Origin of the sequence: Nocardioides sp. YR527 (assembly GCF_900101045.1) — a bacterium.
Classification (GTDB): domain Bacteria; phylum Actinomycetota; class Actinomycetes; order Propionibacteriales; family Nocardioidaceae; genus Nocardioides.
The window spans coordinates 292,136-304,116 of the sequence record NZ_FNFN01000005.1; the positions used below are offsets into that span (position 1 = coordinate 292,136).

General features: G+C 69.7%; 10 protein-coding genes. 4 read left to right on the forward strand and 6 right to left on the reverse strand.

Annotated elements, in window-relative coordinates:
* Positions 1-26: 26 nt before the first annotated feature.
* The 5 genes from BLT25_RS16955 to BLT25_RS16975 are packed head-to-tail and all read right to left on the reverse strand — an operon-like array spanning position 27 to position 4,806.
* Positions 27-1,295 carry a glucarate dehydratase family protein gene (locus BLT25_RS16955; protein WP_091048242.1) on the reverse strand — a complete coding sequence of 423 codons (1,269 nt, stop codon included), beginning with the start codon at positions 1,293-1,295 and terminating at the stop codon, positions 27-29.
* Complete coding sequence (locus BLT25_RS16960; protein ID WP_091048245.1) at positions 1,292-1,687, reverse strand: universal stress protein; 396 nt, start codon at positions 1,685-1,687, stop codon at positions 1,292-1,294. The genes BLT25_RS16955 and BLT25_RS16960 overlap by 4 nt, the downstream gene beginning before the upstream one ends.
* 12 nt (positions 1,688-1,699) lie before the next feature.
* Positions 1,700-3,238 carry a tripartite tricarboxylate transporter permease gene (locus BLT25_RS16965; protein WP_091048247.1) on the reverse strand — a complete coding sequence of 513 codons (1,539 nt, stop codon included), beginning with the start codon at positions 3,236-3,238 and terminating at the stop codon, positions 1,700-1,702.
* A gap of 12 nt (positions 3,239-3,250) precedes the next feature.
* Positions 3,251-3,781: a tripartite tricarboxylate transporter TctB family protein gene (locus tag BLT25_RS16970; RefSeq protein ID WP_256328635.1), complete on the reverse strand. Its 531-nt coding sequence runs from the start codon at positions 3,779-3,781 to the stop codon at positions 3,251-3,253.
* 29 nt (positions 3,782-3,810) lie between these two features.
* Complete coding sequence (locus BLT25_RS16975) at positions 3,811-4,806, reverse strand: tripartite tricarboxylate transporter substrate binding protein (protein WP_091048252.1); 996 nt, start codon at positions 4,804-4,806, stop codon at positions 3,811-3,813.
* A 153-nt stretch (positions 4,807-4,959) separates the two neighbouring features.
* Here BLT25_RS16975 and BLT25_RS16980 point away from each other — a divergent pair, with 153 nt between their 5' ends.
* Entirely contained in the window at positions 4,960-5,871 is a 912-nt protein-coding gene (locus BLT25_RS16980) for a LysR family transcriptional regulator (RefSeq protein WP_091048846.1), read from the forward strand.
* A gap of 536 nt (positions 5,872-6,407) precedes the next feature.
* Here BLT25_RS16980 and BLT25_RS16985 read toward each other — a convergent pair.
* A complete protein-coding gene (locus tag BLT25_RS16985) occupies positions 6,408-7,682 on the reverse strand; it encodes an HNH endonuclease signature motif containing protein (RefSeq protein WP_091048254.1) in 1,275 nt (424 codons plus the stop codon).
* Positions 7,683-8,182: 500 nt separating this feature from the next.
* Here BLT25_RS16985 and kdgD point away from each other — a divergent pair, with 500 nt between their 5' ends.
* The 3 genes from kdgD to BLT25_RS17000 are packed head-to-tail and all read left to right on the forward strand — an operon-like array spanning position 8,183 to position 11,956.
* Positions 8,183-9,097, forward strand: coding sequence for a 5-dehydro-4-deoxyglucarate dehydratase (gene kdgD / locus BLT25_RS16990; protein ID WP_091048256.1), 915 nt, complete (start codon positions 8,183-8,185; stop codon positions 9,095-9,097).
* Positions 9,098-9,137: 40 nt separating this feature from the next.
* Entirely contained in the window at positions 9,138-10,631 is a 1,494-nt protein-coding gene (locus BLT25_RS16995; protein WP_091048259.1) for an aldehyde dehydrogenase (NADP(+)), read from the forward strand.
* Positions 10,628-11,956 carry an enolase C-terminal domain-like protein gene (locus BLT25_RS17000; RefSeq protein ID WP_091048261.1) on the forward strand — a complete coding sequence of 443 codons (1,329 nt, stop codon included), beginning with the start codon at positions 10,628-10,630 and terminating at the stop codon, positions 11,954-11,956. The genes BLT25_RS16995 and BLT25_RS17000 overlap by 4 nt, the downstream gene beginning before the upstream one ends.
* The last annotated feature ends 25 nt before the right edge of the window (positions 11,957-11,981 follow it).

Genomic DNA, 11,981 nt, shown 5'->3' on the forward strand with positions numbered 1-11,981 from the left:
ATACCTCATGGGTATCGCCTGATCGGTCACCAGCGTGAGGTGTTCGGTGTGAAGTCCGGCTCGAAGGTACGCATGTAGACGGTGTCCTCGCGGCGACGCACACCGCAGCTGAGGTACTGCTCGTGCAGCTCGCCGAGGAGATCGCGGTCGAGCTCCACGCCGAGGCCCGGACCTGTCGGCACCGCGATCGCGCCGTCGCTGAAGTCGAGCACCCCGGGGCGTACGACGTCCTGGGTCTTCCACGGGTAGTGGGTGTCGCAGGCGTACGTCAGGTTCGGGGTCGCGGCGGCCAGGTGGACCATCGCGGCCAAGGAGACGCCGAGGTGGGAGTTGCTGTGCATCGACAGGCCCATCCCGAAGGTGTCGGTGATGCCGCCCAGCAGCGCCGACTGGCGCAGCCCGCCCCACAGGTGATGGTCGGAGAGCACGATCTGGACCGCATCGGCCGCGATCGCCGGCTTGAGGTGCTCGAAGGCGATCACGCACATGTTGGTGGCCAGAGGTACGTCGGTGCGGGCCGAGACCTGCGCCATCCCCTCGATCCCGGGGGTGGGGTCCTCGAGATACTCCACGACGCCGGCCAGCCGCTCGGCGACCTTGACCGAGGTCTCCGGCGTCCAGGCGCCGTTGGGGTCCAACCGCAGCGGGAGGTCGGGGAAGGCGTCGCGGAGCGCCTCGATCGCGGCGCACTCCTCGTCGGGGTGGAAGACCCCGCCCTTCAGCTTGAGCGAGCCGAAGCCCCAGCCGTCGACCAGGCGCTTGGCCTGCGCGACGATCTGCTCGGGGTTCAGTGCCTCGCCCCACGCGTCGTCCGGCTGGCCGGGGTGGCCGGCCCACTTGTAGAACATGTAGCCGCTGAACGGCACCCGGTCGCGCACCGCGCCGCCGAGCAGGTCGCTTACCGGACGGCCTGCCTCGCGGGCGACCAGGTCGAGGCAGGCGACCTCGAAGGGGGAGTAGACGGTGTCGACCGCGGAGGAGACGTCGAGCATGCCGCCGAAGGAGGCACCCGCGCCGCCGGTCTCCTTGCCGAGTACGTCGACGACGAGCCGGCGCAGGCCGTGGGTGTCGTAGGGGTCCCGTCCGGGCAGGGCGGCGGCGACGGCGTCGAGGCGGGCGAGGTGGGTCTCGTCGGCGTACGTCTCCCCGAGGCCGACCAGGCCGGTGTCGGTGTGCAGCTCGACGATCGCGCGCAGGGCCCACGGCTGGTGGACGCCGACCACGTTGAGCAGCGGCGGGTCGGCGAACGCGACCGGCGTGACGACGACCTTCGAGATCCGGCTCGTCCCGCTCATGCGGTCGGCTTCACGGCGAGGACCGGCACACCGGCGTCGAGCAGGATGCGCTGGGCGTCGCTGCCCAGCAGCGCCTTGCCGACCGGCGAGCGGCGGCGCAGCCCGATCACGATCAGCCGGGCGCCGGTCGAGGCGACCAGACCGTCGAACGTCTCCACGACGTCGGCGCCGTGCGTGGTGTGGTCGACGCGAGCGCTCACCCCGGCCTCGGCGGCACGGGCGACGAGCTTCGCGGCCGCGGCCTCGTCGACGAGGTCGGTGTCCACGGTCGCGCCCCGGCGCGGGCTGTTGACGATGACGACGTCGTCGCCGCGGGCTGCCGCCTCGGCCAGGCCGGCCTCGAGGGCGGCCTCACCTACCGGTGTGGGTACGTAGCCGATCAGGATGGTCATGGTGTGCCTCTCTCAGCGGGTCGGGGTGTCGACGTTGTCGCGCTCGGCCGGGGCCTCGGCGACGGTGGCGGCCTTGCGCCGGCCCAGCATCGCCTTGGCGGCGGGCCAGAGGGCGACCAGCACGAAGGCGGCCAGGATGGTGCCCGAGATCGGGCGGGTGAAGAACCCGGTCGGGTCACCGTCGAAGATCAGCATCGAGCGGCGTACCCCGTCCTCCACGATCGAGCCCAGGACGAAGGCGAGCACCATCGGTCCGGGCTCGAAGCCCACCTTCTTCATCAGGTAGCCGATCAGGCCGAAGACGATCATCACGAAGATGTCGAAGGTGGAGTTGTTGATCGTGTAGACGCCCAGGATCGTGATCAGCGCGGTGATCGGGGCCAGGATCGCCGGCCGCACCCGCAGGATGCGTACGAAGATGCCGACCAGCGGGATGCTCAGGACGAGCAGGATCAGGTTGCCGATGTACATCGAGTTGATGACGCCCCAGAACAGGTCGGGGCGCTCCTCGACCAGCTGCGGACCGGGCGAGATGCCGAGGATGAGCAGGGCACCGAAGAGCATCGCCATCGACGCGTTGGCCGGGATGCCGAGGGTCAGCAGGGGGATGAACGAGGAGGTCGCGGCGGCGTTGTTGGCGGTCTCGGGAGCCGCGACGCCCTCGATGGCACCGCGCCCGAAGCGCTCGGGGTGCTTCGAGATCCGCTTCTCAGTGGCGTACGCCGCCAGGGAGGACATCACCGCGCCGCCACCGGGCAGCACACCCAGGACGAAGCCGATCACCGAGCCGCGGCCGATCGCGCCCGAGGACTGCTTGAGGTCCTTGCGGGAGGGCCAGATGTTGGCCACGGCGGCGGGTACGTGGGGCTTGCCGTGCCGCTCCTCGAGGTTGTAGAGGATCTCGCCGACGCCGAAGAGACCCATCGCGACGACCACGAAGTCGATGCCCTCGGTCAGCTGCAGGCTGCCGAAGGTGAAGCGCTCGGCGCCGCTGAAGCTGTCCCGGCCGATCGTGGCCAGCAGGAGGCCGAACGCGGCGGCGATCATGGCCTTGAGCTTGTTGCCGTTGCCGATGGTGGCGACGAGCAGGACACCGAGCAGGGCCAGGGCTGCGTACTCCGGGTCACCGAAGTTGAGCGCCCAGCCGGCGATCAGCGGCGCCACCAGGGTCAGGCCCAGGATGGAGACGGTCGCGCCGACGAAGGAGCCGATCGCCGCAATGCCGAGAGCGGTGCCGGCCTTGCCCTGCTTGGCGAGGGCGAAGCCGTCGAAGACGGTGACGACCGATGAGGCCTCACCCGGGAGCCGGAGCAGCACCGAGGTGATCGTGCCTCCGTACTGGGCGCCGTAGTAGATGCCCGCCAGCATGATGATCGCCGAGACCGGGTCGATGCTGTAGGTGATCGGCAGCAGGATGGCGATCGTGGCCGCCGGCCCGAGGCCGGGGAGTACGCCGATCAGCATGCCGATGAGCACGCCGATCAGGCAGTAGAGCAGGTTCTGCGGTTCGGTGACGAGCCCGAAGCCGTCGAGGAATGCGTTGACGTCCACTGGGGGCTCCGCTCAGAACAGGTGGGGCAGCGGGATGCGCAGCCCGTAGAGGAACAGGAAGTAGAACGCGGCGACCGTGACACCTGCGGTGATGATCGTGCTGCGCCAGGACTCGCCGCCGAGGAACCTCAGCCAGACGACGCACAGCAGCAGGGAGGGGATCTCGAAGCCGATCACGGGCATCAGCAGCGCCAGTACGATGAAGGTCAGGAGGCCGACCGCGGGCAGCACGCTGGAGCGGGTGAACTTCTCGCTGTCGGTCAGCCCGCGGCCGACGACGAGCAGCGCCACGGCCATCAGGGTGATGGCGATGCTGACCACGAACGGCCACAGGCCGGGTCCGGGCTGGCGCAGGGAGCCCAGGCCGTAGCCGTAGGCGAGGACCGCGCCGCCGATGCCGACGACGAGAGCGACGAGCGCACCCACCACCTGGTAGACCGGTCCGCCGGCCGGAGGTCGTTCCTCCTCCAGCTCATGGGCCACCTCGGCCTGGATCTCGGCCAGGATGTCCTGGTCGGGAGATGGGGTACGTTCGTCGCTCATCGTCATGCCTTCGTCGTGTGGGGCGGGAGTCAGCTCGCGCCGAGGTTGAGACCGTACTGCTCGACCAGATCGGCGAACCGCTTCTTGTCCGCCTCGAGCTGGGTCACGACCTCGTCGCCGGAGATCTCCATCGGGGTGAGGCTGTTCTGCTTGTTGAAGGCCTGGTACTCCTCGGTCTTGAACGTCGCCTGCATCGCCTCGGCGATGGCGTCCTTGACGTTGTCCGGGGTGCCCTTCGGGACGGTCATGAAGCGGTACTGCGCGACCTCGACGTCGAGGCCCTGCTCCTTGGCGGTCGGGACGTCCGGCAGGTAGTCGACCCGCTCGGGACCGAAGACGCTCAGCGGGGTCAGCTTGCCGGACTCGATGTTCTCGATCGCCTCGCCGACCTGGATGCAGGCGGTGTCGACCTGGTTGCCGAGCACCGCGGTCAGGGCCGGGGCGCCGCCGTCGAACGGAACGGCCTCGGCGTCGACGCCGGCCGAGCCGTACGTCAGGCCGCAGGAGAGCTGCGCGCCCGTGCCGACGCCGGTGGTGCCGTAGGTGACCTTCTTCTTCGCGGCCTTGATGTCGTCGAGCGTCTTGAAGCCGCTCTTCGGGCCGGTGACCATGACGTAGTCGTCGCGGGAGACACCCTGGACGACGTCGAAGTCGCCGAGGTCGGTGGCCTCGTCCGCGCTGACCGCCAGCGGCGTGATGGCGAACAGGGAGGCGTTCTGGATCGCGATGGTCTGGCCGTCGGCCTCGGCCTTGGCGACCTTGTTGGCGGCGAGCGCGCCGTTGGCGCCCTCCTGGTTGATCACGGGGAAGGAAGCACCGAGCTCGTCGGAGAGGCCCTTGGAGACCGCCCGGCTGATCAGGTCGCTGGAGCCGCCGGCCGAGGCACCGACGTACATCTCGACGTTGCCGGCGGGATACTCCTCGCCGTCCCCGCTGCCGCCGGTGGTGTTGGAGACTCCGCAGGCGGAGAGGGCCAGGGCCGCGACGCCGGCGGTCGCGGCGAGAAGGTGGGTGGTCGTACGCATCGTTGCTCCTAGGTCCTGGTGGCCGGGCTGGTTCGTGGCAGGGGATGGCCCGACGTCGTGTGACCACCGACACTAAGAGTCTTAGCGATACCGGTCCAAGCCCGTTTCGGCATAGAGTGTTCCACCTGGTGCATCGTGGTCTACTCTGGCCTGATGATCACGCTCGACCAGGTGCGCTCTTTCGTGGCGGTCGCCGAGGAGCTTCACTTCGGCCGGGCCGCCGAGCGGCTTCGGATGACGCAGCCGCCGCTGTCGCGACAGATCCAGAAGCTGGAGAAGGCCGTCGGTGCGCAGCTGCTCGAGCGGGACAATCGCCGGGTCGCTCTCACCGGTGCGGGAGCGGCGTTCCTCGACGAGGCGTACCGGATGCTCAACCTGGTCGAGAGCGCCGGCGACCTGGCCCGTCGGGTGGATGCGGGTGCGGCCGGCGTCGTCCGGCTCGGCTTCACCGCGGTCTCGGCGATCTCGATCCTGGGGCCTCTGCTGCGCCGCCTCACCGTCGAGCTCCCGGATGTCGAGGTGCGGCTCTCCGAGCGGGTCACCCTGGCGCAGGTCGACGGCATCCGCCACGGCGAGATCGACATCGGCCTGGCCCGCCCGCCCTTCGACACCGAGCTGCTCTCCTCGAGGGTCATCTCCCGGGAGCCGCTGATGGCGGTGCTCCCGCAGGGCCACCCCCTGGCCGAGATCGACCGACCGCTGACCCCTGAGGACTTCGAGGGCCAGCCCGTCATCGGCTACCACCCGCAGCAGTCCCGCTACTTCCACGAGCTCTCCGTACGCTTCCTGGCCAACGCCCACCCCCGCATCGAGCAGCGCGTGCACCAGGTCCTCACCGCCATGCTCCTGGTCTCCGCCGAGCGTGGTGTCGGCTTCGTCCCGGTCTCGGCCAGCTCGCTGCAGGTCGAAGGCGTCGTCTTCCGTCCGATCGAGCACGGCGGCGGCGACACCCGTCTCGACAAGGACCCGGAGCGGCCCGTTGAGCTTCACGCCATCTGGGCTCGAGGGTCTGTCAGTCCGGTCGTACGGCGGGTTCTCGACGCGATCATCGAGATGAATCGCTAGGGGACTGGCCGCCGACCCGTTACGGATGGTGTTCTCGACGGCTCCCGGAGTCAAGGACGGCCTGCGGCCGCCGGCTTCGCCGGTCGCCTGCGGCGATCCTTGACACCGGGATCCGTCGAGAATTTTGGCTGGCTATCGGGTCGGCGGCGGGGTGTGGCGCGGGGTCCTTTGGCTGCGTACGGGCTTGGGAGCTGGGGCCGGCGCGTCCTCGAGGAGGAAGGTCTCCTGGTGCTTTTACAAGACGATGACATCTTGTGAAAGCTTCACAAGCGGGCCAGGGATATGGGCGTCGACGACGCCGGTAGCCGGCGGCTCGCGTGGGCGGACGGGCAGGGTCATGAGCTGTCGACGAGTACACCGCCCGGCAGGACTGCCAGATGCAGCGGGCCAGACCAGGCCCGCACACTCCGCGAAGACCCCGGACCTGGCCGCCGCATCGCAGCGGCGGCAAGACACGACACTGCGCGAGAACTCAGATCAGCGAGCACAGCATGGGCTCAGACGAAGACACGCACGGCAGCGCAGGCCGCCCCGGATCAGCAGCCAGTCAGGGCGCGCCGAGTGAACCGGATCCGGCCGTCCGGTAGTCGCTCATATCCGTAGTTGGGGTCGTGGATCCGGCGATGGTCGCTTGCGCATAGCAAGACCATGTTCGCCAGATTCGTGAGGCCGCCTGCGGACCACGGCTTCAGGTGATGGGCCTCGGTCCAGGCTGCTGGTGCGTCGCAGTCTTCGGCCTGACAACACTTGTCTCTGAGCCGGAGTGCTCGGTGTTGGACCGGATACGCCAACCGGGCGGTACGACCTAAGTCGAGGATCTCGGAGTCGGTGCCCAACACCACCGGGACCAGGTCCGCGTTGCACGCCATCCGGCGGGCCTCCGCGGCGGTGATCTTCTCCCCGTCGAAGCCCAGGGCGGCGGTGCCGAGGTCCTTGCGGAGATCCTCCACGCTCATGGTGACGAACACCGTCGTCGCGTGGCCACCATGCCGGGGCAACTGGTCGACGTCGTAGGTCTCGACCACCCGAGCGAAGGCTTGGCCCAGGAGCCGGTCGTAGGGTGCTTTGCGGCCTTTGTCCTCGGCCGAGAGCTTCCGGGGCTGGGCCAGGGAGTCCAGCAGGGTGCGGAGCCGCAGCCCGACCGCACGCGAGACCCGGGCGTGGATGTCGATGGTGCCGTCGCCGTTGTCGCGTGACTGGAAGAAGGTGCGCCGTTGGGCGTGCTCCTCTTCCCGCTGGAGTGCTTTGGCCTCGGCGGCCTCGAATCGCTCCGGGTCGATCTCCGCGAGGATCCGTTTGCCGACGATCTTCAACTCGTTCGCCGTCAACCGAGTCGCATAGTCGACCAGCAGCTTCTCGGCGAGGATCAGGTCCTCGACGCTGGCGGCCGGGTCGTTCTCGATGGCGTCGAGGGCCTGGGTGATCACCCGGGCCTTGTCCTGGGACACCACACCCTCGGCCAGGCCGTAGGCCACGAGGTCGTACTTGGTCACCGCGGCCGCGAGCTTCACCTGCGAGCGGGCGACTGCCTTGTCCACGAGGAGCTCGGTCCGCATCCACCCGGAGGCGTCCTTCGCACCCGTCTCCTCGGCGATATCGCCGGCCGTGGCGAGCACCCGCAGCTTCAGGGCGGCCTGTTGGGCTTGGAGCTTCTCCAACCGCTCCAGCAGGTCCTTCTTCTGCCCGGTGCGCCAATAGACAGGGTCGGAGGCGAGGAGTTCTTCGAGGGCGGTCTCGATGGCGGCCAAGGCAGCCTCGATCGCATCACCGGGGTTGGTGCCCCAGGGGTCGATGTCGCGGCCGAGACTCATCGCTGCCCTCTCCTTCAGAGGTGTGCTGTGATGGGTCTGATTCTACGCTTTTTGCGCCGGTCCGACCATCTATTTTCCCTAATCAGACCCAGTTTTCGCGGCGAGCGAACGACGTCGCTTCTGTGGATGATAAGTGGCCCGAAGGGCCACCCTCACACCCATCAACCTCACCCCTCCCGAAGCAGGATTCCGCTGCGCCACACTCGGGCCGCCGCCCCGATAGCCAGCCAAATCTTTTCTCGATCTGGTCCGGAGTCCAGGACCGCCGAAGGCGGCCGGCGAAGCCGGCGCCCGAAGGGCGTCCTTGACGCCGGACCAGATCGAGAACACCCTCCAAGCAAGGGTCGGCGGCCCACACCAGCAAAGAAGAACCTCCCAATGTGATGCCCCCAAAGCATCACTAGATTCAAATTCGGGCTTGGACAAGCATCATCGAACGTTCATAACGTGATGGTCACCACCTTCCCCCTCCGCAACCCACCACCTGAAGGACGTGACTCGTGACCGAGTACAGCCCGACCGACCTGGCCGCCCAGCTCAAGAGCGGGCTCCTCTCGTTCCCGGTCACCCATTTCAACGAGGACCTCGAGTTCGACGAGGCGGGCTACCGCAAGCACCTGAGCTGGCAGGCCGAGTTCCCCGTCGCGGGTCTCTTCGCCGCGGGCGGCACGGGCGAGGGCTTCTCGCTGAACCCGGAGGAGACCGACCAAGTCGTACGGGCCGCTGTCGACGAGGTCGCGGGGGCCGTGCCGGTGCTGGCGCCGGCGACGGGCAGCACCGCCAACGCGGTGGCGCAGGCGAAGGCGGCCGAGGCCGCGGGTGCCGACGGGATCCTGCTGATGCCGCCGTACCTCACCGAGGCGGGTCAGGCCGGTCTGGTCGAGCACGCGAGCCGGGTCTGCGAGGCCACCGGCCTCGGGGTCATCGTCTACAGCCGCGCCAACGCGGTGCTGCGTGACGAGGCCGTGGCACAGCTGGCCGAGCGCAACCCCACTCTGATCGGCTTCAAGGACGGCATCGGCAACATCGAGCAGATGACCCGCACCTACGCCCGGGTCGGTGACCGGCTCATCTACATCGGCGGCCTGCCGACGGCGGAGACCTTCGCGCTGCCGCTGCTCCAGCTCGGCGTGAGCACCTACTCCTCGGCGCTGTTCAACTTCGCGCCGAAGTGGGCGATCGAGTTCTACGATGCCGTTCGTGCCCAGGACCGCGACGAGGTCTACCGTCGTCTCAACGAGTTCGTGATCCCCTACCTCGACATCCGTGACCGTACCGCCGGCTACGCCGTGTCGATCGTCAAGGCCGGCCTGGCCGCGATCGGCCGACCCGCCGGTCCGGTACGCCCGCCGCTGACGGACCTGCGCGAGGACGAGGTCGCCGAGCTGCGTGACCTGATCGCCAAGATCTCCTGACCCGACCTGCCCCACGAGACCGACCCGATAGGAAGGGAACATGAGCTACCGCTCGATCATCGCCGGAGCCGACTCCGAGCAGGCTGACGTCACCGCAGCCACCAGTGCTGCGGCAGAGGCCTTCGCCGGCTACCGCGCCACCTCCCCCGAAGCCCGGGCGGACTTCCTCGAAGCCGTCGCCGCCGAGATCGAGGGGGCCCGCGCCGAGATCGTCGAGGCGGCCGTCGCCGAGTCGCACCTGCCCGAGGGCCGGATCAGCGGCGAGGTCGGCCGCACCACCGGCCAGCTCCGGATGTTCGCCGGTGTCGTGCGACGCGGCGACCACCTGGGCGTACGCATCGACCCGGCGCTCCCGGACCGGACCCCGCTCCCGCGGGCCGACATCCGTCAGCGCCAGATCGCGCTGGGTCCGGTGGCGGTCTTCGGGGCCAGCAACTTCCCGCTCGCCTTCTCCACCGCCGGCGGCGACACCGCCTCGGCGCTGGCCGCGGGCTGCCCCGTGGTGGTCAAGGGCCACCCGGCGCACCCGCTCACCGGCTACCTGGTCGCGCAGGCCATCACCCGCGCGGTCGAGAAGGCGGGCCTGCACGCCGGCACCTTCTCCTTCCTCCTCGACACCGACTTCAAGGGCGGCATCGAGCTCGGCCAGGCCCTGGTCGTCGACCCGCGGATCAAGGCCGTCGGCTTCACCGGCTCCCGCGGCGGCGGGCTGGCGATCGCCGCGGCCGCGGCGGCCCGGCCCGAGCCGATCCCGGTCTACGCCGAGATGTCCTCGATCAACCCGGTCGTCGTCCTCCCCGGCGCGCTCGAGGGTGACGTCGACGCGCTCGCCACGGCGTACGTCGGCTCGCTGACCCTCGGCTCCGGCCAGTTCTGCACCAACCCCGGCCTGCTCTTCCTCCCGAAGAGCGACGCGGGTGACGCCTTCCTGGCCGCTGCCGGCCGCGCCACGGCCGAGGCCGTCGGCGCGACCATGCTCACGACCGGGATCGCCAAGGCCTACGAGGCGGGCACCGAGAAGCTCCGCGCCACCGACGGTGTCACCGTCGTCGGCGAGGGCACCGCCGGGGAGACCGACGCCCCCGCGCCCCAGATCGTCGAGGCCGCCCGCCTGGCCGGCGTGACCGACGAGGTCTTCGGCGCATCCGGCGTCGTGGTCCGCTTCGACTCGGTCGAGGAACTGCTGCCCAGCCTGGCCTCTCTCGAGGGCCAGCTCACCGCGACCGTCCACGCCACCGACTCCGACAACGAGGCGGCCGTGCAGGTCGTCTCCGCCCTCGAGGTCAAGGCCGGCCGCATCCTCTTCAACGGCTGGCCCACGGGCGTCGAGGTGGGCCACGCGATGGTCCACGGCGGCCCGTTCCCGGCCACCTCCGACTCCCGCACCACCTCGGTCGGCAGCCTCGCGATCGAGCGCTTCCAGCGCCCGGTCGCCTACCAGGACGTACCTGCCGCCCTCCTCCCGGAGGCCGTACGCGACGACAACCCGTGGCACCTCGCCCGCCGGATCGACGGCGAGCTGCAGCTGCCATGACCGCCATCACGACTATCGCCAAGGTCGAGGTCGTCCCCGTAGCGGGCCACGACTCGATGCTGCTCAACCTCAGCGGCGCGCACGCGCCGTTCTTCACCCGCAACATCGCGATCCTCACCGACTCCGAGGGCCGCGAGGGTGTCGGCGAGGTCCCGGGCGGCGAGCCGATCCGCCGCACCATCGAGGAGGCCGCCGAGCTGCTCGTCGGGCAGCCGGTCACCCGCTACCGCACCCTGCTGCGCCAGGTCGCGGAGCGCTTCGCCGACCGCGACGCGGGCGGTCGCGGGGCCCAGACCTTCGACCTGCGTACGACCGTCCACGCCGTCACCGCGCTGGAGTCCGCCCTCCTCGATCTCGCAGGTCAGGCGCAGGGTGTTCCGGTCGCCGAGCTGCTCGGCGACGGGCAGCAGCGCGACTCGGTGCCGATGCTCGGCTACCTCTTCTACGTCGGCGACCCCGACAAGACCGACCTGCCCTACCTGCGCGAGCCGGATGCCACCGACGAGTGGGACCGCGTCCGCAGGGAGGTCGCGCTGACCCCCGAGGCGGTCGTACGTCTCGCCGAGGCCGCCCAGGCCCGCTACGGCTTCGCCGACTTCAAGCTCAAGGGCGGCGTCCTCGCCGGTGAGGAGGAGGTCGCCGCGGTGACCGCCCTCCATGAGCGGTTCCCCGACGCCCGGATCACCCTCGACCCCAACGGCGGCTGGCTGCTCGCCGACGCCGTCCGGCTGCTCCAGGGCAAGGACGACGTGCTCGCGTACGCCGAGGACCCCTGCGGCGCCGAGGGCGGCTACTCGGGGCGCGAGATCATGGCCGAGTTCAAGCGTGCCACCGGGCTGCGTACCGCGACCAACATGATCGCCACCGACTGGCGCCAGATGTCCCACGCGATCCGCACCAACGCCGTCGACATCCCGCTGGCCGACCCGCACTTCTGGACCATGTCCGGCTCGGTCCGCGTCGCCCAGATGTGCCACGACTTCGGGCTGACCTGGGGCTCCCACTCCAACAACCACTTCGACGTCTCGCTGGCCATGTTCACCCAGGTCGGCGCCGCCGCACCGGGGGAGATCACCGCGCTGGACACCCACTGGATCTGGCAGGACGGCCAGGGCCTGACCGAGTCGCCGCTGGAGATCCGTGACGGTGCGGTGCAGGTTCCGACCGCTCCAGGGCTCGGGATCCGGCTCGACCGCGAGCGGGTCGCGGCCGCGCACGAGCTCTACCTCGAGCACGGGCTCGGCGTACGTGACGACGGCGTCGCCATGCAGTACCTGGTGCCGGGGTGGACCTTCGACCCCAAGCGCCCGTGCCTGGTCCGGTGAGCGCGGAGGCAGCGCGAGTGTCGGC

Coding starts and splice junctions, on each gene's coding strand:
- BLT25_RS16975 (WP_091048252.1), bottom strand. CDS start 4,806: ATGCGTACGACCACCCACCTTCTCGCCGCGACCGCCGGCGTCGCGGCC.
- BLT25_RS16970 (WP_256328635.1), bottom strand. CDS start 3,781: ATGAGCGACGAACGTACCCCATCTCCCGACCAGGACATCCTGGCCGAG.
- BLT25_RS16955 (WP_091048242.1), bottom strand. CDS start 1,295: ATGAGCGGGACGAGCCGGATCTCGAAGGTCGTCGTCACGCCGGTCGCG.
- BLT25_RS16980 (WP_091048846.1), top strand. CDS start 4,960: ATGATCACGCTCGACCAGGTGCGCTCTTTCGTGGCGGTCGCCGAGGAG.
- BLT25_RS16960 (WP_091048245.1), bottom strand. CDS start 1,687: ATGACCATCCTGATCGGCTACGTACCCACACCGGTAGGTGAGGCCGCC.
- BLT25_RS16985 (WP_091048254.1), bottom strand. CDS start 7,682: ATGAGTCTCGGCCGCGACATCGACCCCTGGGGCACCAACCCCGGTGAT.
- BLT25_RS16995 (WP_091048259.1), top strand. CDS start 9,138: ATGAGCTACCGCTCGATCATCGCCGGAGCCGACTCCGAGCAGGCTGAC.
- BLT25_RS17000 (WP_091048261.1), top strand. CDS start 10,628: ATGACCGCCATCACGACTATCGCCAAGGTCGAGGTCGTCCCCGTAGCG.